Origin of the sequence: Motilimonas thetidivivens (assembly GCF_046452435.1) — a bacterium.
Lineage (GTDB): Bacteria > Pseudomonadota > Gammaproteobacteria > Enterobacterales > CBDFNC01 > Motilimonas.
Genome location: NZ_JBKFDK010000019.1, coordinates 13,379 through 34,528, shown reverse-complemented (window position 1 = coordinate 34,528; position 21,150 = coordinate 13,379). Strand labels below are relative to the sequence as shown.

Sequence of the window (21,150 nt, the reverse complement as noted above, 5' to 3'; positions counted from 1 at the left end):
GCTATTACGCACTGACATTACAAGATAATGAATGCAACAATTCTGAAATGTTTTCTAACACTAAATCCGGCTCAGATAAGCGAATATCTTCACCGTAGTTATAACCGTAAGTTAAGCCAGCCACTGCCATGTTGGCGGCTTTAGCGGCGAGGATATCATTTTTTGAATCGCCCACCATCAAGGTTTGTTCAATCTTGCTACCTAGCACCTCACAAGCATGCAATAAAGGCGCAGGATCAGGCTTGCGCACCGGTAAACAATCGCCAGCAACCACTAGATCAAACAATCCCGTTAAGCCATAAGCCGACAAAATAGGCGCCATGTATTGACCAGGCTTGTTGGTCACAATCGCCAGCTTGTAGCCAACTTGTTTCAGGCTAATCAGGGTCATGCGAACATCGGGATACAGCTTAGATTTATCGCTTAAACACGCAGCATAGTGCTGCTTAAACAATAAATGAGCTTGTTGTAACTCATCCGCACAAATGTCACCCGTCATTTCTGTTGAGCCGGATAAGGCACGCTTCAGTAACACATTCGCGCCATTGCCAACCCAACCTCGCACTTGCTCTTCGGGAAATGGCGTTTTGCCCATGGCAATTAAGGTTTGGTTAACCGCTTGAGCCAAATCTGGGGCACTATCAAGTAAGGTGCCGTCTAGGTCAAACAGCACTGTGTTGATTTGCTCGTAGTTGATCATGCCTTCACCTTCGCCAGCTCAGCGCGCATTTCATCAATCACGGCTTTATAATCTGGCTGGTTAAAAATAGCCGAGCCAGCAACAAACATATCGGCACCCGCTGCAGCGATTTCGCCAATATTTTTGGCACTAACACCGCCGTCCACTTCAAGGCGAATATCGTAACCACTGGCATCAATTTTAGCGCGCACTTGGCGTAATTTATCCAGCGTTGCAGGAATGAAAGACTGACCACCGAAACCTGGGTTAACCGACATCAATAAGATCACATCCAGTTTATCCATCACATAATCGAGATAATGCAATGACGTTGCTGGGTTTAACACTAAACCCGCCTGACAACCGTGATCTTTAATCAATTGAATGCTGCGATCGATATGCTCAGACGCTTCGGGATGAAAAGTGATAATTGACGCGCCCGCTTTAGCAAAGTCTGGGATAATACGGTCAACAGGCTTAACCATAAGGTGTACGTCGATTGGCGCGGTGACACCATGATCGCGCAACGCTTGGCACACCATAGGTCCTATGGTTAAATTAGGGACGTAATGGTTGTCCATCACGTCAAAGTGGACAACATCGGCACCGGCGGCTAATACATTGTCAACTTCTTCACCTAAACGCGCGAAGTTGGCAGATAAAATCGAAGGGGCAATCAAAAAATCTTTCATTTTATTATTCTCTGGTAGGGCTCGCGGTGCATTTTACCTAAGCCGTCCGCTTCAGGCTAGTGCGGATTATTTGGCCAGCCAGAAAGCTAACCCAATGAGCCCAGTCAGGGACAAAACTAAGGTGTAATAAATGAAACCTAGCGATTCTAAACACGAAACCGATAAGCCCCAGTCAACTTCATTTAAAACGAATTTCACCAGTGCGTTAGCGGCTTTATTTGGTATTCAATCACAACAGAACCGAGAGCGGGATTTTAAAGCCACCTCGCCCTGGCGTTTTGTGGTGGCGGGATTTATCGCCATTGCCTTATTTCTAGGAGTAGTGCTGCTTGTCGTGCAGTGGGCTCTAAGCTGATGGAGCTGGGGTAAAGGAGGCTAATAGCTCGGCAACCTTGTTACGCTTGCTGCCTTTACTGCTGATAGTACGCTTCACCTGCACCACGTTTAATTGTGCACCATGATACAGCTCTCGCGTTAACGGAATATCGTGATTACTCACTAACACGGGGATATTCTTGGCCGCCGCTTGGCGACTTAACCGCCCAAGTATGGCCTGATCATCCAGAGAAAAGCCATTGGCCGCATAAGATGTAAAGCTGGCGCTGGTACTTAATGGTGCATAAGGCGGATCGCAATAAATCACATCACCGGCTTTAGCACGGTTAAAGGTGTCTGCGTAAGATTCACAGACAAATTGCGCTCGCTGAGCTTTTTCGGCAAAAAACCATAATTCAGCTTCAGGGAAATAAGGTTTTTTGTAGCGACCAAACGGCACATTAAAACCACCCTTTTTGTTATAACGACAAAGCCCGTTATAACCATGTCGATTAAAATACAGAAACAAGAGCGCACGTTCAAACTTGTCTTGGCAAAGATTAAATTGGCTGCGTAAGTCGTAGTATTGCTCGGCATCGTTATATTTAGCGGCAAAAAACTTTTCCGCTTCTTTAATGTAATCCGCTGGCTGCTGCTGCAGAATTTGATACAAGTGGATCAAATCAGGATTGATGTCATTAAGTAAGTATTCTTGATAGTCGGTATTGAGAAACACCGAGCCTGCGCCGACAAATGGCTCAATCAAGCGTTGCGAAGCAGACATCTGGGGCAGATGGCGTGTAATATCTTCAATTAAGCCAAACTTACCGCCAGCCCATTTTAAAAAAGCCCGATTTTTTTTCATTATTATGGTCAGTCAATCGCTTCTTGCTGGATTTGTTTATAGCCCTTAGCCCAAGGTTTTAATGTGCGTAAATGGGTGGGTAAGGTATTGATGGCGTTCATTGCTTCACGGCGTGATTTGTACTGGCCGTAAATCACCAAATAAGCCGTTTTACCTTTACGGCTGATTTTAAAATAGGTCGCACTTTGTTCGATACCGTGCTCTTTAACAAACGCTTTTAGTACAGGTAACGAGCTCACCGCAGCAAGCTGTAAACTAAAGGCACTGCTTGGGATCTGTTTGAGCTCGGCAACCGAGGTCAGCTGAAATCCAACGTCTGGCGCACTCTCTGGCTCAACGCTAGGCTCAGTTGTCATAGCCGTTGCAGGCTCTGGGCTTGTATCTACATCGGCGCTAGGTTGCTCGCCACTTTCAGACTCAATATCAGGCTGTTGCTCGGTTGCAATAGGTTGATTTAAAACCTGATTTAACTGAGCAACGGAGTTAACCGTGACATTATCGGCGGTCATTTGTTCTGGGCTGAGTTGAGCTTGGGCAGCGCTGGCGTCACTGCTTGCGCTACCTAGATCGGCAATAGCTTGCTCGGTCAGCGTTACCCGCTTGCGCCCATCATCTAGCTTAACCAATTCGATATCAGACTGACTCGCTTGCTCAGGCAACTCGGTGTCATCTTCCCAATTGCTGACTAAGGCATCGGGTGTGACTGGATCTGAAGTCGGCTGCGGCGATGGCAAGGTTTCACCCACTGTCACCGTTTGTACGGGCTCGTCTAGCAAAGCCATGGCTAAGGTATCGTTATTTTCAACCAACTCTGTGTCTTGCTGAGGCACAATGAAGTAATAGAACGCGCCTGACATCAACAGCGCCGCGACGACCATTAATCCGATAAGGATATGCTGATTGTGATTTTTCACTTTAGATGCGGGCTCCGCTGCTGATGGCTCATTCACAATCACATCGACAAGCTGCTGCAAGCAAGCGGGTAAACCGTCACATGCTTCTATTTGTCGGTGAATTGCGGCGTTATTTTCGACCTTGGCATGGTAATCGGCGCGCGCTAACAAGCCCCGAACAAATTGATGGCTTTCTGATTCCGACAAAGCTGGAATTTCCATCTCGATCGCCGGTTGCTCGGTTTTCCCTGCTAACAAGGCAACTTGCTGTTGGCACCACGTTGGCTCGGCAAATAACAGCACATTGATATGATGATTAAAACCTTGAAAGCGGTTTTCTAATAGCAGTAACCACAATTCGCTGATCACATCTTGTGGCAAAAAATGTGCATCATCAATAACTAATAATATATCTTGGGGAGCTTCATCGATTAAACGGAAAAAACTTTCCCCCAAGTTATCGCTGGAATTAAATAACGGATTGGGTACGAGTTGCGATAGCAGTTGCTCGCGAGCGCTCGCCGCTCTAATCCCCGGAGTACAGCTTAGTAAGCTTTGGTTAGATTCGAGATCTTGGTCCAGCAAACGCTGAATAATGATACTTTTTCCGGAGCCAGCAGCCCCTGCAACAAAAGTTAAGTTAGAACTAAATTTAACAAGATGTTGCAGCCTGTCGATAAGCTGCAACTGAGAAGGAATGTCAGCCAGTTGGATATGTTGATCCAGCATGACTGGTTAGCTACCTGAAATAACGTTTCTCAGTACATCTTCGGAAACATTTGCAAAGATATCTGATTTACCAATGTCGGTAGGTAAGATTAAACGCAGTTGGCCGTTAAGTACCTTTTTATCAATTTGCATATGATGCATAAAGGTTTCAAACGTCATTTCTGCAGGCGCGGTGATAGGCAAATCAAAGGCGGCAATTAGCGCTTTGATGCGCTCAACTTGCTCACCAGACAACATAGCTAACGCCTGCGCAGTTTGCGCGGCTAACACCATGCCTGCGGCAACGGCTTCGCCATGCAACCAATTACCGTAGCCTTGCTCCGCCTCAATGGCATGGCCAAAAGTATGGCCTAGATTCAATAAAGCACGCGCGCCGCGCTCTTGCTCATCTTGGCTAACGATTTCTGCTTTGATGGCACAGCAGCGTTTAATCACATAAGTTAATGCATCGGCATCAAGTGACTTCAATTGAGTAATATTTTGTTCAATCCAACAAAATAGTTCGTAGTCGTAGATAATACCGTACTTGATCACTTCCGCCATCCCTGCTGCAAATTCACGAGCGGGTAAGGTTTTAAGACAATCAATATCTATGGTCACAACGTTTGGCTGATAGAAAGCGCCAATCATGTTCTTCCCAAGTGGGTGATTGACGGCTGTTTTCCCGCCAACGGATGAGTCGACTTGCGATAGTAAGGTAGTCGGCACCTGAATAAAGTCCACACCTCGCTGGTAACAAGCTGCTGCAAAGCCAGCCATATCGCCAACAACACCACCACCCAAGGCAACCACACAGGTATCTCTAGCATGGCGCTTGGCTAGTAAGCCATTTAGGATTTGCTCAAAAGAAGCTAAGGTCTTGTATTGTTCACCATCTGGAAGCACCACTTCATCAATTTGGTAATCCGCTAAAGTCTGCTTTAAGTGCTGCAGGTACAAGGGAGCAACCACATCGTTGGTTACAACCATGATTTTTTTAGCTTTGATCGCCGGAACGAACAATTCTGCCTGCGCTAATAGGCCTGAGCCTATGTAGATTGGGTAACTGCGGTCACCTAAATCGACGTTAAGGATTTCCATATCTGATTAAAAGTCCAGTAATTTGATAATCTGATTAGCAACCACCTTGGCGCTTTGCTCATCGGTCTTCACTGTGTAGTCAGCAATTTCTTCATATAGCGCATTGCGTTCTTCAGCTAAGTTTTCGAGCACACCACGAGGGTCATCGGTTTGCAACAAAGGTCGACGCTTATCGCGCTGAGTCCGGGCCAATTGCTTATCAACTGTGGTTTCAAGGTAAACCACGATTCCGCGTGCAGATAAGCGATTACGGTTATCTTTGTTTTTAACCGCGCCGCCACCTGTTGCCAGCACAATTCCTTGACGCTGTGAGAGATCGTCTATGGCTTCCTCTTCACGTTTACGAAAGCCTTCTTCCCCTTCCACATCAAACACCCAAGCCACATCGGCACCGGTACGTTTTTCAATTTCTGTGTCTGAGTCGACGAATTCAAGATGTAACATCTGTGCTAGATGTCTGCCAATAGTACTTTTGCCTGCGCCCATTGGGCCGACCAGAAAAATATTTCGTTTCTCTGCCATGGTCCTACGTATTCTAAATAAAGCTGTTTAAACGTCAGCACAGTTCGACTGACCCGTATAACCTGTATATCCGTGATTAAGGCGGTGATTATCTCAATTGTCGGGGGGAATTTGCAACCATTGAAAAAAAATGAGGCCACATTTTATTATGTGGCCTCTTTAATTACGCGATTAACTTGCCTGCTTAATCAGAAAACGCGTCTTGAGTAATGATTTTTGGTGTAACAAAAATCAAGAGCTCATCCTTGCGTTGCGATTTGATCGTTGTTCTAAATAACGCACCCGCCCAAGGAATATCACCAAGTAGTGGCACTTTTTGCACCGTGTCGCTTATTTGTTGCTGATAAATACCACCCAGTACGATGGTTTCACCATTTTCAACCAATACCTGAGTACCGATCTCTTGCGTATCAATCGAAACAGCCTGACCGACTGCGGTGGCGACCACTTCGCCCTTGCTGTCTTGAGTGATAACAAGGTCAAGGATAATCTTGTTATCGGGAGTGATATGCGGTGTCACGTTTAGGCTTAAAACTGCTTTCTTAAATGCTACCGAAGTCGCACCACTTGAAGCCGATTCAACATAAGGTATTTCTGTACCTTGTTCGATATAGGCCGTTTTTTGGTTAGCCGTGGTAATACGCGGGCTAGCAATAATTTCTGCTTTGTTTTCACGCTCTAGCGCTGACAACTCTAGGTCAAGTATCTGACCGTTAGCAAGTTTAGCCACTTGGAACGCAATAGAGCCTGCAGGATTAGCCACTGGTAAGTTAACGTTCAGGCGGTCATCTAGACTTGGTACCGTTGGCGTACCGTCAACACCTGAAGCTGGGTTAGTGCCTTCTAAACTACCTGATGTGGTACCATCCGTCGTAGCTTTAGTGATACCCCAACGCACCCCTAGCTCTTCACCGATATTATCTCGAACCGTCACCATACGTGATTCAATTAATACCTGCTTAACTGGGATGTCTAGGATTTCAATCATACGCTTAACGCTATCAATCACATCAGCCGTATCTTTAATCAACAGCGTATTGGTACGCTCATCGATTGATACACTACCTCTGCTTGATAACAAGCTAGCATCACTGCTTGAAAGCATACGAGAGATATCGCCGGCTTTAGCATAATTAATTTGTAAGAACTCAGAGTAAAGTGGGGCTAATTCACTGACTTCTTTCTGGCTTTCTAATTGTGCTTTTTCTTTCGCGGCTAGCTCTGCAGCTGATGCAACCATCAGTACATTGCCTTCCATGCGTTTACCTAAGCCTTTCACTTTAAGAATAATATCTAGGGCTTGCTCCCAAGGCACCTCATCCAGGCGTAAAGTAATGTTACCACCAACCGAATCCGTGGTAACTAGGTTGAAACCATTGGTATCCGCCAGAATTTGCAACACGGTACGAACCGAAATATCTTGGAAGTTAAACGAGATTAACTTGCCTTGGTAAACTGTTTTCTTTTCGTCGCGCTGTTTCTTTTTCACATCGATAACGAAAAGGCTATCAAGCTGGTCGTAACGATATTCAAAATCACCCGCAATTTCCATTTCAAAACGGGTTTTGCCATTAGCCGAGAAAGTTTCAACATTTTTGACTGGCGTAGCAAAGTCCAACACATCCATTACATAAATAAGATCATCTTCTATGTAGGTGCTTTGGAATTCTGCCAATAATTTAGTACCACGCTTACGAATATCCACCGCGATAGTTGAGTTATCTAGTTTAACCAGTAACTGCCCATTGCCTTCTTCACCGCGTTTAAAGTCAATAGATTCAACACTGTTAACAAAGCCTTTAGGTGTCCCTGCAGTTGACGTGACAACTGCGGGCTTAGCAACCACTGGAACTGGTTTTGCAGCCGGTTTAGTCTGCTTCACAGGCTCAACTACTTTTACGGGCTCAGGTGTCGGTTTTACCGTTACAGCAGTTGCAGTTGTGGCTGCTACCGCGGCTTCAACTGGAGCTGGCGTTTGATTTTGTTGAACTGATTCAACAATGGCTTGCTCTTTAGTTGAAGCAGGTTTACGCGAAGCAGTGGCTACATCGCCAAAGCGAACTGTTAACTTGTTATTGTCATGTTGTAAGCGGTAAGGCATTAACTGACGTAATTCGATAATCACCTTCAAGCCATCAGCCGTGCGCTCAGCTTTTACCAACTCAACCCCATCCTTATCAACTGGTACGGGATTAAGCTTTAACACTGAAGATGCATCTTTAACATCAATCACTAATTGATTTGGTCGGTAATGGAGCTTATCGGTATAACGTATAACCGGCTCACTGAACTCCATTTCAAGTTCAACCTTGCCAGCAATTAACGAATTTACATTCAGTTTATTTAACTGTGGCTCGGCATAACCTAGGCTTGAAAACAGTGTCGCCCCTAAAATGGCTGCACTTAGCTTGGCCATATTAATTTTAAGTTTATTGGTGCTCATTTAAGACTTCCCTGCTCTCTCTTATTCTTCTTCGCCAACCAAAGCAATTTGGGTAGTGCGTTCACTCCAACACCCTTCGCCATCTGGTACCAGTTCTAACAAGTTAATTTGATCTTTCTTAACAGAAAGGATCCGTCCGTGATGCTGCCCCATATAATAGCCAGCTTTAACGCGGTGTAATTCACCGCCACTGACTTGCACTAGAGCCCAAAGTTCTTTATCAAGTTCTATGGTGCCGCGCATAAATAGGTTATCAACCGAAAAATACTCCAGAGGCTGTTTCTGCCTTGAGGTATTTGGCTGAGGGCAAGTATCCGGAGCGCCCGGATTGCCTGAAGCAGTTTCGGGTTTAGGAATAGAAAACGGCTTTCGTTTACTTTCACCTAAATAAGGTACTATTTCTATTTCCTGTATTTCAGGAATCTTGTCATTAATAGGATAACTTTTTGACTTAATATTTGCTACATAGGAATTAAGATCGTCATCATTAGCCTGACATCCCATTAGCGATAACAGTAAACCCGTGAGCAGAAGGCGTTTCATTATTTGGCCTCCTTGTAGGTATAAGTTTTGGCTGTTATCTGCACATTTAATATTTCATTATCCACTTTTTTGATATCAATGTTATCTAGGATAATGATACGCGGTAATTTAGCAATATCAGCTGAAAATTGACCTATTTGATCATAGGTACCAACCACTTCTAAGCTGTAAGGAACTTCAACAGAAAACTCTTTTTCTATCTCAGGCAATGGCTTAAAGCGCTTAAATTGCATTCCATTATCGCTACCTATAAAGTTTACGTTATCGAGCAATGTCGACACTTCACTCTTACTGGGTAGCTTTTTCACTAGTTCAGCCAACAGCCCTTCAATTTGTACCATTTGTTCGCGATACGCTTCTAAATTAGAAGCTAAGGCCGCTTTGGTTTCAAACTGCCGTTTTATTTCAAGCTCTTTGGTTTGAGCTTGTTCAAGCGACTTAATTTGATCGTCAAAAATGAAATAATAAAAGCCACCAACAATAAGACCCGCGATGATTAGTAAAAATATGCCTTTGAATAATGGAGGCCAGCTACCGATATTCTCAAAATCTAACTCATTCACATTCATTATTGAGCCCCTCCAGCTTGGTCGTTTGCGACCTGACTCAACACCTCAAAGGTCATATCAAATTTAAACAGTTTGATCGGCTTAGTTTCTGCTGCATAAATCCCACCCAGTGTCTCATTACCAACACGACTTGATTCTTCAATGTTTCTAAACATTCTCGAAATTCTTGATTGGGATTCACCTTTACCACTAATGGCTATTTTCACATCGTTGAAACTCAGGCTCTCTAAAAATACACCATTTGGGGTAATTTCAGGTAATGAGTTAAATAAATCAGTAGGCCAATTGCGACGATCTTGCAATTGTTGAATCAGATTAATGCGTTTTTCTACTTCCGCTTTTTTCTCTTTGATATTCTTAATCTCTGCAATCTGACGGTCTAAAATACTAATCTCATTATTTAGAAAAGCATTACGCTGATTTTGTTTATCTATTTCACCATCGAGGTAAACTTTACCACCGAACATTAACGCGCCAGTGACTAAACAAACCAAAAATAGCAGACCATAAAAATCTTTTTCTTTACGCTTACGCTGGGCTTCGCGCCAAGGCAGTAGGTTTATATTTGACATGGTGTAAAACTCCTCAATGCCAACCCTAATGCCGTCATATATTTAGGTCCATTCATGGCCATTAACTTTTCATCGGCTGAATTAGCATAGCTAAACTCGGTAAACGGGTTAGCAAGCAGTAATGGGATTTCTAATTCAGATTCAATCTGACTGACCAACTCAGGTAATAAGTTACCACCACCGGTTAACACTAATTTATCAACTTTGGAAAAACCACTCGAGCTACAAAATAACTGAATATTTCGTCGTATGTGCTGAATAGCCGAGGTGACAAATGGCGCTAACACATCACTGTCATAATCTGCTGGCAAGGTGTTAGCAAGCTTATCTTTCTCCGCTTGCTCAACACTCATGCTATAAAAATTGGCAATGGCTTGAGTAAAGTTATGACCACCATAGTTTTGCACCCGCGCATAAACCGTTTCGCCTTTATTCATCATAGCAAAGGTCATCATTGATGCGCCGATATCAATAGCCGCAACCACCTTATCGTACTCATCATCGGTCAAAACCAGCTGGCAAGCACGGCCTAACGCATGAGACTCGATATCGATAACCTTGGGCTCTAATCCAGCATCTTCGATACAAGAAGCCTTAGTCACGATAGTATCGGTACGAGCGGCGCTAATAAGTACATCGTTACGTGATGGATCAGCTAGGTTTTTATTCAACACTTCAAAATCGATACTGATTTCATCGATAGGGAACGGTATTAAGTGCTCGGCTTCAAGTTCAATTTGCCCTTCAAGCTCAGACTCACTGAGGTCTGCGTCCATTTGTACGACGCGGGTATAAACATCAGCCCCCGAAACAGCGGCAGCTGCATACTTAAATTTAGCAGGAAAGTTACGTTTAACCTGCTTGATAACCTGAGCCACTTTATCAACTTCGATTAGTTGGCGATCAGAGATGGCACCTTTAGGCACAGTCATTTCTGCAACACCTTCAACTTTATAGCTTTTACCCGATTTACTTAGGGCAACAGCCTTCACAGAATGCGATCCTAAATCGATTCCGATCATAGCGTAGGTTTGCTTTTTCCTTAATCCTGATAACATAACGTCCCAGTTCTATCTTGATAACTAAGTGAAAAGTAGCGTATTTTAGCCGCTATAATAAGCGCAAATATATCTTTCTTCCAATGCTTTAAATCACAAATCACTGTTTAACTGCAAGATATAAAGGATATACTAGCCACTCTTTGTGTTTTTTGTTAACTAAGTAGGAATTTTCATGTGGAAATGGTTTAAGCGATTACTCTTAGTCGCACTATTTTTAGGTTTTGCCGGTGTCGCTGCAATCGTTGGCATGTATTACTATGTCAAACCTGAACTTCCTGACGTAAAAACCATAACCGAAGTCCAACTGCAAACCCCAATGAAGGTTTACAGCAGCGATGGCAAGCTCATTTCACAATTTGGTGAAAAGCGCCGTATTCCTCTTGCCATCGAAGAAATTCCACAACAGATGATTGATGCCTTTTTAGCAACAGAAGACAGTCGTTTCTATCAGCATCCAGGGATAGATCCCATAGGTATCGTGCGTGCAGCTTCCGTTTATCTTGCCAGTGGTCACGCAAAACAAGGCGCGAGTACCATCACTCAACAAGTAGCGCGTAACTATTTCCTAACACGTGAAAAAACTCTAATTCGCAAGATTAAAGAAGTATTTATTGCCCTGCATATCGAGCAACTGCTTACCAAAGATGAGATTCTGGCACTCTACTTAAATAAAATATCACTTGGTTATCGGTCTTATGGCGTTGGCGCGGCAGCACAAGTTTATTACGGAAAATCGGTTGATGAACTCACATTAGCACAAACCGCAGTGATAGCAGGCTTGCCTAAGGCACCGTCTAAACTCAACCCGATCTATTCACCTGAAAATGCAAGGGCCCGTCGCGCCGTCGTATTAATGCGTATGTTAGAAGAAGGCCACATTACTCGAGCGCAATATGATGAAGCTAATGCAGCCCCTATTACAGCCCGCTACCATGGTGCTGAAATTGAACTTAATGCTCCTTTTGTTGCGGAAATGGCGCGGCAAGAGCTAGTTAATATGTTAGGTGAAGATCAAGCCTACAGCCAAGGTCTAAATGTTTACACCACAGTGACCGAAAAACCACAGCTCGCGGCCAATGCCGCCTTAGTTAATAACTTATTAAGCTATGATTTACGCCATGGTTTTCGAGGCCCAATCGAAAAACTCTGGGACGAAACTAAAGGTGAAGCGCCTTGGACAATGCAACGCATTTTTGATCATTTAGCTGAACAACCTTTTTATAATGTTCTCTCTCCTGCTGTCGTAACTAAGGTGAATGACAAAGACATTGAAGTACTGGTGAAGGGTGGCAAAGCCGGTAATATTAATTGGGATGGGCTAAAATGGGCTCGCCGTTTTGTTAATGATAAGCGCCAAGGCCCTGCGCCTAAACGCGCAAGTGAAATCGTGAGTGCAGGAGACATGGTCTGGGTTAGAGCTGATGGTGAAAATCTAAAGTTGTCTCAGCTACCAGACACTTCCGGTGCATTTGTTGCTATAAACCCTAAAGATGGCGCAATCCAAGCTCTTTCGGGTGGTTTTGATTTTAAACAGAGCAAGTTTAACCGAGCAACCATGGCAAAACGCCAAGTCGGTTCAAATATCAAACCTTTCCTCTATTCAGCAGCATTGGAAAATGGCTACACCCTATCAACTTTAGTGAACGACTCACCTATAAACCATTGGGATGCGAGTCTTGGTAAAGCTTGGCGACCAAAGAACTCCCCCGCAGTCTATGATGGTCCAATTCGGATCAGGGTTGCGCTAGCTAAATCTAAAAACGTGGTTTCTGTCCGCCTAATTCGTAGCGTTGGCGTTGAAGGCGTTATTAATCATCTAACTAAATTCGGCTTCAACAAAGAAGACTTACCACCCTATGAAACCTTAGCCCTTGGCGCTGCTGAGCTTACCCCACTTGAGGTCGCAACGGCATATGCAATCTTGGCTAACGGCGGCTTTAAAATATCGCCTTATATTATCTCCCGCGTGGAAGATGCATATGGAAATCTCATTTATCAAGCTGCGCCCGACCTTGCTTGTATGACTTGTGGCCCAGAAGTTCCTGTCGCAGGTCAGCCGCTAACAGAGGAGCAAGCGCTCGCTCAATTTGATGAAGAGATTCTTACCTCAACAGAATTAGAGAATAAGCTGGAACCACAACAAGATGGGCAAACTTATCAGCCACCTACATCCAAAATGGCTAAGCGCGTGATTTCAGGCGCTAACGCATTTTTGATAAAGGAGGCCCTTTATAGTGCAATCTGGGGTGGAAAGGCTAATGGAGAGCACTGGAATGGTACCGGCTGGCGTGCAGCTAAAGAGCTAAAACGTCACGATATTGCAGGTAAGACCGGTACAACTAACGAAGCCAGAGACGCTTGGTTCTCGGGAATGACACCTTACTCGGTTGCCACGGCATGGGTTGGGTTTGACAATCATAGCCGAACCTTAGGTTATGCCGCTTACAACCCTAATCTTGGTAATCAACAAGTTACGGGTGGCGAATTTGGTGGACGCACAGCACAGCCTGCTTGGATTGAGTTTATGTCAAGCTTTTTGGAAGATCATCCTGAGCAACCCAAAACCATTCCAGCCGACATAGTCAAAAAAGTCATTGATTTAGAAACAGGGCTACTCGCTAACGCTTCAGGAAGAGAGGCGCGCACGGAATACTTCGAAGAAGGTACCGAGCCAAACCGTTATGTTCCGGAAGACCAATCCGACATCTTCACTAATCCAGATGAAGAAAGTGAGTTATTCTAGGTAACATATCTCGTTGCGTTAAGGCTCAGTCCTTAACGCAACGTTGTCTACAATTATTGTGCTTTTTTACTTATTTTTTGTTTAATCAGTTTACCCAGCTCATTGAAGCAAGGTCTTCTGACACTATTTTTTCGATAGAGCAACACGATTTCACGGGCAGGTTTGGGGTCGGAAAAAGGCACATAAACTAAACCATCCTTATTTCGCCCTTTCGGCACCGCTAAACGCGGCAGTAAAGTAATGCCAATTCCCGAACTCACCATATGACGTAACGTTTCTAGGCTCGTAGCCTTAAACGTGGTGTCTTCATCGGCCCCCGCCGTAAAACAAAATCCCATGGCTTGATCTCGCAAGCAATGGCCATCCTCTAACATGAGCACCCGCTCACCTCTTAGCTTAGCCAGATCAATTTGTGGCTGCTCTGCCCACTTATGCCCCTGTGGCACCACCAGCTCTAGGGACTCATGATACAAGCTGATATGTCCGTAACCTTCCATTCCAGGCAACAAAGCCAAGATCAAACAATCAAGCTCTCCTTCCTCTAGCTGGCGAAGCAAAACATGGGTTTGATTTTCATAAAGATAGACATCGAGCTCAGGAAAAGCCTGACGCATAGGAGGAACAATTGCAGGCAACAAATAGGGGGCAACGGTCGGAATTAAACCAACATGTAAGGGGCCATTCATTGGCTCACTGTAAGAGCGCGCAGCTTCTTTGATTTGTTTTACATCCAATAAAACCTTGCGCGCTTTTGCCGCGATATCCAAACCCGCCTGAGTAAATAATACCTTGCGCGAAGATCGCTCCATCAAAAGCACACCCAACTCATCTTCCAGCTTACGAATTTGGCCGCTTAAGGTAGGCTGGCTGACAAAGCACTTCTCCGCCGCCTTGCGAAAATGCTTTAACTCCTCGAGCGCAACCAAATATTCCAGATCTCTAATATTCATTCTACAAATTCCAAATTACCTAAGACTGGTTACATATTCAGCAAAAACACCACTGACTTCGCATAAATAACCTATTGGTAAACATCATTCACCTCTAACATCTTTATAAATACAGATTTAAGCGTTAACATGCCAGCGGATTATTTATTTATAAAAACATGACTATCATGTTTTAAACACATTGAGGGAGAAGAAAATGTGTTGGCGTAAATTAGCAGTATTAACTTCAGCGATACTATTGGGCGCTTGTGGCGGTAGTGGTACAGATATTAGTGGAGGTAATGAGGGGACAACACCTAGTTCAGAGCCTACTCAATCACCTAGCGTGGAACCTAGTATCTCTCCTTCTGATGCTCCAAGCAATAAAGTTGTTTTAACTATTCCAGCTGAAATATTGGAGTTAGATAGAAAAAACAACACTATTCCTTTCCCTTATACCCTCGACTTGGTGCCATCTTTTGATGCTAAATACAGCATGGAAATCACGGGCACAGCGATTATGGGTGAAGACTATGATATTGAACCTAAAGACACGCTGACCTTTACTTCGGGAAATAAAACAGCAATCTTAAGTTTAACCACATATCAATCATCGACTCCACGAGGTGGACGCACCCTAAAAATACGTTTCTCTAATGATGAAGGACAAGAAGCAACCCAAACCTTTATTATTTCTGGCGATGTTCGTTTAAACGATACAGGTATGGAAACATTTTCTGATGAAACTGACTACAATCTTTCATTAGAACCAACGTCTCATCCCGGCCAAGATGCCAGCAGAGGTTTTGATGTTGTCAATATCGATGATGATAAAGCTGATGCACCTTATTACAAAGATGGCTCAGAGCGTAGCTCTGGCACTGCTCAATATTTGGGGCAAGCTGGCTTTCGTTATACCAAGCTAGACTTTGCAGGTAATGAGTTAAATGCCAACGCGGCAGATTGGCGTTGTGTAAAAGATGAAATTACCGGAATGGTATGGGAGCGTAAAGCTCCCTTTAATGCTATTTTCACTGCTCTAGATCCTGCGGCAGAGCCTCCAGGGCCCGGAGAACCAGATAAACGAAAAATTTTCTATTTTTCAACGACTCCTAGTAATTTTAATGCCGTTAATTTTAAGTATCCTTGGTTAGACACAAATACAATGACTAATGGAGGCAAGGCTGGCTGGTTTAGCGGATTTGATAGTGGAGCGTTACCAAATAACGCTCCTTATCAGCCAGCCAACTCTATTTGTGCCTATCAACTTCGCCCAAGAGATAATGCTATTTACTGCTCAACAGAAGACTATGTTCGTGAAGCCAGCGATCTTGGCGTTTGCGGTTTTACCGATTGGCAACTGCCTACAGTTGAACAATTTCGAAGCGTGTTCAATTACCAAAATATCTCAAATGGCGAAAAAGACATTTTAGACAAATTCTTTTTTGATTGTGCAAGTGATGATTGCTTAATTGAAAACGGTGCCACCAATTTATACTGGACAGCAACTTCTTCAGCAGAGCAACCTGGCAGCGCGATGTGTTTTAACCTAACCAGTGGTCAATTACAGCTTTGCTCTAAACTTGAGTCAAACAAAGTTATGATAGTTAGAAGAGATGATAAGTCACTTGTCAATAACAACCCAACGCCAAGTAACGAGCCTACACCTTAATAGGAGGAGTAAAACCAATGAAATTATTTAATACCTTCCTGCTTGCAAGTGTAGCCTTAACAAGTGCTTCATCTTTTGCTGCAGATACTTACTGTAATAGCAACATAAAGAAAGACTACGTGCCAGCGCACTTTGTGTCTCTAAACGACGGAACAATCAAAGATACGCGCACAGGGTTAGTGTGGTCTCTTTGTAGTCTTGGTCAAACATGGGCTTTGGATCAAAATGGTAAAGAAACATGCAAAGGGACACCGACCTCATTCCCTACGTGGAAAAGTGCACTAGAAGCCGTTGTTTCAGAAAATACAACCCCAACTTTAACAGCGAATGATTGGCGGATGCCCAATATCAAAGAGCTAGACTCGATTGTAGACAGAAGTTGCTACAATCCATCAATTAACCAGGATATTTTTCCTAATACTTATCCTGTTAACTACTATTCAAGCACGCCATACAAGGGCTCAGATGATAGTGTAGCGGGTAGCAATTATGATCATATTACATCAAGAATCATTAGCTTTCGTACAGGACTTGAAAATCCAATACGACCCGAAGGGCAAACCAGAGAGTCTTATTCAGTTCGGCTAGTGCGCTGTGGCGAGTGGCCTGTTACTGATGCTTGCAAAGCAAAATAAATAAAAAAGCCCTTCATTTGAAGGGCTTTTTATTCCTAACGACAAAACATTTGGCTCCCTATTTTGCCTGCATATACCCCTCTGGCATTTCAATTTGCGCCACACCGGATTCCACCGCAGCCTCGGCGACCGCTCTTGCTACTTTTGGCAATAGACGCGCATCCATGGGCTTAGGGATAATGTAGTCTCGACCAAAGCTCAACTTACTCTCACCGCTGGCGGCTAACACTTCTGCTGGTACTGGCTCTTTGGCTAGTTCGCGAATGGCATGGACTGCAGCCACCTTCATCTCATCGGTAATGGCGCGAGCACGTACGTCTAAGGCACCACGGAATATAAACGGAAAGCAAAGCACGTTATTCACTTGGTTAGGGTAATCGCTGCGCCCAGTGGCCATGATTAAATCATCACGCACGCTGTGGGCAAGTTCAGGTTTAATTTCAGGATCTGGGTTTGAACACGCAAATATGACAGGATTTGGCGCCATTAATGCAACGGCTTCAGCGGGTAAAACATCTGGGCCAGACACACCGACAAACACATCCGCTCCCGCAATCACGTCTTCAAGGGTACGTTTATCGGTATTGTTAGCAAACAGCTTCTTATATTCGTTCAGATCATCGCGACGAGTATGGATCACGCCCTTACGATCGAGCATATAGATTTTCTCGCGCATCGCGCCACACTTGATCAATAGCTCCATACAGGCAATCGCGGCAGCGCCCGCGCCCATACAAACTATGGTCGACTCAGCAATATTCTTGCCTTGGATCTCGAGCGCATTGATCATGCCAGCTGCAGTTACTATCGCGGTGCCATGTTGATCATCGTGAAACACGGGAATGCTACAACGCTGGACGAGCGCCTTTTCAATCTCAAAACACTCTGGCGCTTTAATATCTTCAAGGTTGATACCACCAAAGGTGTCGGCAATATTCGCAACCGTGTTAACAAACTCTTCCGCAGTGCGGTGTTTTACTTCAATATCAATCGAGTCGAGGCCTGCAAAGCGTTTAAATAATAAAGCTTTACCTTCCATAACTGGCTTTGATGCCAATGGCCCCAAATTACCTAAGCCCAAAATAGCACTACCATTGGTGATAACAGCGACTAGATTACCTTTACCCGTGTAGCGATAAACCTCGTCCGGATTCATGGCTATTTCTTTAACCGGCTCGGCCACACCTGGGCTGTAAGCCAGCGCCAAGTCTTTTGCGGTTTCGGCGGGTTTAGTTAATTCTATGCTAATTTTACCAGGTGTCGGTAAGGCGTGATAATCAAGGGCTTGCTGGCGCGCATCTGTCATGATGTTAGATCCAATATCCTGTTTCGGAAAAAGAAAGTACTAAAATAAAGAAATGTGATGATAGTCAAGTATTGACCAAATTCCCAGCAAAAACAAAAGAGGAATAAATCAATTGCTAGAATAGTGAGCAGATGTTACGAACAGGTAAATTTTAAGTATAAAAAAAGGCGCCTTAGCGCCTTTAATTGAACATTTTGCAAGCTTACTTTTTGCCAAGTACCGCAAAACGTTTCTTGAATTTGTCAACACGACCACCAGTATCAACAACACGTTGAGTACCTGTGTAGAATGGGTGACATGCACCACATACGTCTAGGTTTAGGTCTTTACCAACGGTAGACTTAGTCGCGATTACGTTGCCACAAGAACAAGTAGCAGTAATTTCTTTGTATTCTGGGTGGATACCAGCTTTCATAGGAATAACCTCGTTAGGGCCGTGTCGCCATCTGGTCAGATCTTGCCAGATACCACACGTAATTAATAAAGTGCAAATATGCACGGGAATTTTAGGGGGCGAATAATAATCCATCAGTTGGCCGCTAGCAAGCTTTGCTTTGCGATATTTGCACTCTTATTTTGCCTCGCTTGCCGTTACACTAATGCGAACTCTTATTGCAGCTAAACGTCTATGATTTGTACCCTTGCTTTGCCTGTGCCACTGCGTCGACATTTTGATTACCTGATCCCCGAAGGGAGTCAGGTTGATGTGGGTTGCCGCGTTAAAGCCCCCTTTCGCAATAAAGACAAAATTGGCCTAGTGATCGCGGTTAAAGAGACCAGCGAATTTGACATTGCTAAGCTAAAATCCTTAACAGAAATCATCGACACCCAACCTATCATTCCACCAGCAATGCTCAAATTGTTTCGCTGGGCCAGTGACTACTATCACCATCCTCTCGGCGATGTGGTTGCACAAGCGTTACCCGCTTTACTCAAACAGGGCGAGCCCGATACCTTAAAGTCGTCGACCTTATGGCAACTCACCCTTCAAGGCCAGCAAGCCGAGTCGACTTTGTTTAAACGCAGTCCCAAACAACTCGCGGCATGGACTTTGTTAAAGGGGAAAAGCTTAACCAGCAGCGAACTCAACCAAGCAGATGTCAGCTCCGCCACGTTAAATGCACTGGCCAACAAAGGACTTGCCGAGAAAACTCAACAGCAAGGCAAATTTCAAACCGATTGGAATAAGCCTTTCGCACTCAGCGAAACCAAGCCGGAGCTTAATACCGAGCAAGCCATCGCCGTAGCCAGCATTAATAACGCTGATTCCTTTGCTTGTTACTTACTCGAAGGGGTAACAGGCAGCGGTAAAACCGAAGTTTACTTAAACCTGATCGAACACGTTTTAATTCAGGGCAAACAAGCTCTCGTGTTGGTGCCCGAGATAGGCCTAACCCCACAAACCGTGGCGCGGTTTAAATCTCGATTTAACGTGCCAATATATTTAGTGCATTCCGAATTAACGGATCGCGAGCGCTTAGATACTTGGTTACATGGCCGAGTAGGCAGCGCAGCCATTGTGATTGGCACACGCAGCGCCATTTTCACGCCGATGCTTAACCTAGGCATTATCATTATCGACGAAGAGCACGATAGCTCTTTTAAACAACAAGAAATGTTTCGTTATCATGCGCGCGATCTCGCCGTGATGCGCGCCATGCGAGAACAAGTTCCGATCGTGCTTGGCTCAGCCACGCCATCGTTAGAAAGCCTGAATAACGCCTTAACCGGAAAATATCACCATTTAAGTCTAAAACAGCGCGCGGGTAATGCTCAGCACGCCCGCCATTACTTGCAAGATATTAAAAATGTTCAACTGAGTGCTGGACTGTCACCGCAACTGATGGAGTTGATGCACAAGCACTTGAAGCAAGGCAATCAGGTGATGCTGTTTTTAAATCGTCGCGGTTATGCACCTGCATTGCTATGCCATGAATGTGGCTGGCTCGCCAAATGCCAGCGTTGTGATGCGTTTTATACTTGGCATCAAGGTGATAACGCGATGATTTGCCATCATTGTAATAGCCACCGAAGCGTGCCTTATCAATGTGAAGATTGTGGTTCAACGCAATTGGTTGGCGCAGGCGTGGGCACCGAGCAACTCGAGCAAACCTTGGCCGAGTTATTCAGCCAATATAAAGCGGTACGTATTGATCGCGACAGCACAAGACGCAAGGGCAGCCTAGCCGACTATTTAGAGGGCATTCACAAAGGTGAATACCAAATTTTAATCGGCACGCAAATGCTCGCCAAGGGCCATCATTTCCCCGATGTTACCTTAGTGGGCATCTTAGATGTCGACAGCTCACTATTTAGCAGTGATTTTCGCGCACCAGAAAAATTAGCCCAATTGTTTACTCAAGTAGCAGGACGCGCCGGTCGCGCCAGCAAGCCCGGTCAAGTGGTACTTCAAAGCCATCATCCTGAGCATTATTTACTGCAGGATCTTGTCAATAATGGCTATCAAGATTTTGCCCGCAGCGCTCTCTCCGAGCGCCAAGATGCATTATTGCCGCCCTTTGCATTTCAAGCCTTGTTTCGCGCCGAAGCCACTTATGCCAATTTACCGCTGACGTTCCTTGAGGAAATAAAGGCCATATTTGAGCCTTATGCCCAGCAATATCAACAGATAGAGCTGATTGGACCAATGCCTGCCATTATGGAGCGCCGCGCCGGCAAATATCGTTTTCAACTGCTAATTCAAGCGCCGAGTCGAGCATTGATTGCAGGCCTACTCAGCTCCTGTATAACCGAGGTGGAAAAGCTTAAGTCTGCGGTTAAAGTACGCTGGTCCCTCGACATCGACCCGACGGACTTTATTTAGACATATACCTCGCGTGCTTTGCGCCCGTTTCCGTTCTGGTTTTCGCGGCGCAGACACGTTAAAATCGGGCTCTTATTT

General features: G+C 44.6%; 19 protein-coding genes. 5 read left to right on the top strand and 14 right to left on the bottom strand.

The window, feature by feature from the left end:
* Window positions 1–4 precede the first annotated feature (4 nt).
* Window positions 5–700 carry a phosphoglycolate phosphatase gene (locus ACK8OT_RS13990; protein ID WP_410197143.1) on the bottom strand — a complete coding sequence of 232 codons (696 nt, stop codon included), beginning with the start codon at window positions 698–700 and terminating at the stop codon, window positions 5–7.
* Window positions 697–1,371 (bottom strand): ribulose-phosphate 3-epimerase, encoded by a 675-nt coding sequence (gene rpe / locus ACK8OT_RS13985; protein ID WP_410197142.1) that lies wholly within the window; start codon window positions 1,369–1,371, stop codon window positions 697–699. The genes ACK8OT_RS13990 and rpe overlap by 4 nt, the downstream gene beginning before the upstream one ends.
* A gap of 130 nt (window positions 1,372–1,501) precedes the next feature.
* Here rpe and ACK8OT_RS13980 point away from each other — a divergent pair, with 130 nt between their 5' ends.
* The gene (locus ACK8OT_RS13980; RefSeq protein ID WP_410197141.1) at window positions 1,502–1,726 is read left to right on the top strand and encodes a DUF2970 domain-containing protein; all 225 of its coding nucleotides are present in this window, start codon (window positions 1,502–1,504) and stop codon (window positions 1,724–1,726) included.
* Here ACK8OT_RS13980 and ACK8OT_RS13975 read toward each other — a convergent pair.
* The 9 genes from ACK8OT_RS13975 to ACK8OT_RS13935 all read right to left on the bottom strand — a co-directional run bounded on the left by ACK8OT_RS13975 (window position 1,718) and on the right by ACK8OT_RS13935 (window position 10,924).
* On the bottom strand, window positions 1,718–2,554 hold the full coding sequence (locus tag ACK8OT_RS13975) for a Dam family site-specific DNA-(adenine-N6)-methyltransferase (RefSeq protein ID WP_410197185.1): 837 nt from the start codon (window positions 2,552–2,554) through the stop codon (window positions 1,718–1,720). The two genes, ACK8OT_RS13980 and ACK8OT_RS13975, sit on opposite strands and share 9 nt — an antisense overlap.
* A 5-nt stretch (window positions 2,555–2,559) precedes the next feature.
* Window positions 2,560–4,173, bottom strand: coding sequence for an AAA family ATPase (locus ACK8OT_RS13970; RefSeq protein ID WP_410197140.1), 1,614 nt, complete (start codon window positions 4,171–4,173; stop codon window positions 2,560–2,562).
* A gap of 6 nt (window positions 4,174–4,179) precedes the next feature.
* Complete coding sequence (gene aroB, locus ACK8OT_RS13965; RefSeq protein WP_410197139.1) at window positions 4,180–5,253, bottom strand: 3-dehydroquinate synthase; 1,074 nt, start codon at window positions 5,251–5,253, stop codon at window positions 4,180–4,182.
* A gap of 6 nt (window positions 5,254–5,259) precedes the next feature.
* A complete protein-coding gene (gene aroK, locus ACK8OT_RS13960) occupies window positions 5,260–5,775 on the bottom strand; it encodes a shikimate kinase AroK (RefSeq protein ID WP_410197138.1) in 516 nt (171 codons plus the stop codon).
* A gap of 184 nt (window positions 5,776–5,959) precedes the next feature.
* On the bottom strand, window positions 5,960–8,218 hold the full coding sequence (locus ACK8OT_RS13955; protein WP_410197137.1) for a type IV pilus secretin PilQ: 2,259 nt from the start codon (window positions 8,216–8,218) through the stop codon (window positions 5,960–5,962).
* 21 nt (window positions 8,219–8,239) lie between these two features.
* The gene (locus tag ACK8OT_RS13950; protein WP_410197136.1) at window positions 8,240–8,761 is read right to left on the bottom strand and encodes a pilus assembly protein PilP; all 522 of its coding nucleotides are present in this window, start codon (window positions 8,759–8,761) and stop codon (window positions 8,240–8,242) included.
* The gene (locus ACK8OT_RS13945; protein ID WP_410197135.1) at window positions 8,761–9,330 is read right to left on the bottom strand and encodes a type IV pilus inner membrane component PilO; all 570 of its coding nucleotides are present in this window, start codon (window positions 9,328–9,330) and stop codon (window positions 8,761–8,763) included. Before ACK8OT_RS13945 ends, ACK8OT_RS13950 begins: the two co-directional genes overlap by 1 nt.
* Complete coding sequence (locus ACK8OT_RS13940; RefSeq protein WP_410197134.1) at window positions 9,330–9,902, bottom strand: PilN domain-containing protein; 573 nt, start codon at window positions 9,900–9,902, stop codon at window positions 9,330–9,332. The genes ACK8OT_RS13945 and ACK8OT_RS13940 overlap by 1 nt, the downstream gene beginning before the upstream one ends.
* Complete coding sequence (locus ACK8OT_RS13935) at window positions 9,890–10,924, bottom strand: pilus assembly protein PilM (protein WP_410197133.1); 1,035 nt, start codon at window positions 10,922–10,924, stop codon at window positions 9,890–9,892. The genes ACK8OT_RS13940 and ACK8OT_RS13935 overlap by 13 nt, the downstream gene beginning before the upstream one ends.
* A 211-nt stretch (window positions 10,925–11,135) precedes the next feature.
* On the opposite strand from ACK8OT_RS13935, the gene ACK8OT_RS13930 reads away from it, so the two are divergent.
* Complete coding sequence (locus ACK8OT_RS13930) at window positions 11,136–13,706, top strand: penicillin-binding protein 1A (RefSeq protein ID WP_410197132.1); 2,571 nt, start codon at window positions 11,136–11,138, stop codon at window positions 13,704–13,706.
* Window positions 13,707–13,759: 53 nt separating this feature from the next.
* On the opposite strand, the gene oxyR is transcribed toward ACK8OT_RS13930, so the two are convergent.
* The gene (gene oxyR, locus ACK8OT_RS13925; protein ID WP_410197131.1) at window positions 13,760–14,656 is read right to left on the bottom strand and encodes a DNA-binding transcriptional regulator OxyR; all 897 of its coding nucleotides are present in this window, start codon (window positions 14,654–14,656) and stop codon (window positions 13,760–13,762) included.
* 196 nt (window positions 14,657–14,852) lie between these two features.
* Here oxyR and ACK8OT_RS13920 point away from each other — a divergent pair, with 196 nt between their 5' ends.
* Window positions 14,853–16,307 carry an Lcl domain-containing protein gene (locus ACK8OT_RS13920; RefSeq protein WP_410197130.1) on the top strand — a complete coding sequence of 485 codons (1,455 nt, stop codon included), beginning with the start codon at window positions 14,853–14,855 and terminating at the stop codon, window positions 16,305–16,307.
* A 17-nt stretch (window positions 16,308–16,324) separates the two neighbouring features.
* On the top strand, window positions 16,325–16,942 hold the full coding sequence (locus tag ACK8OT_RS13915; RefSeq protein ID WP_410197129.1) for an Lcl C-terminal domain-containing protein: 618 nt from the start codon (window positions 16,325–16,327) through the stop codon (window positions 16,940–16,942).
* A gap of 58 nt (window positions 16,943–17,000) precedes the next feature.
* Here ACK8OT_RS13915 and ACK8OT_RS13910 read toward each other — a convergent pair whose 3' ends face one another.
* Complete coding sequence (locus ACK8OT_RS13910; RefSeq protein ID WP_410197128.1) at window positions 17,001–18,248, bottom strand: malic enzyme-like NAD(P)-binding protein; 1,248 nt, start codon at window positions 18,246–18,248, stop codon at window positions 17,001–17,003.
* 202 nt (window positions 18,249–18,450) lie between these two features.
* The gene (gene rpmE, locus ACK8OT_RS13905) at window positions 18,451–18,663 is read right to left on the bottom strand and encodes a 50S ribosomal protein L31 (protein ID WP_410197127.1); all 213 of its coding nucleotides are present in this window, start codon (window positions 18,661–18,663) and stop codon (window positions 18,451–18,453) included.
* Window positions 18,664–18,876: 213 nt separating this feature from the next.
* Here rpmE and priA point away from each other — a divergent pair, with 213 nt between their 5' ends.
* Entirely contained in the window at window positions 18,877–21,072 is a 2,196-nt protein-coding gene (gene priA, locus ACK8OT_RS13900) for a primosomal protein N' (RefSeq protein WP_410197126.1), read from the top strand.
* Window positions 21,073–21,150 lie beyond the last annotated feature (78 nt).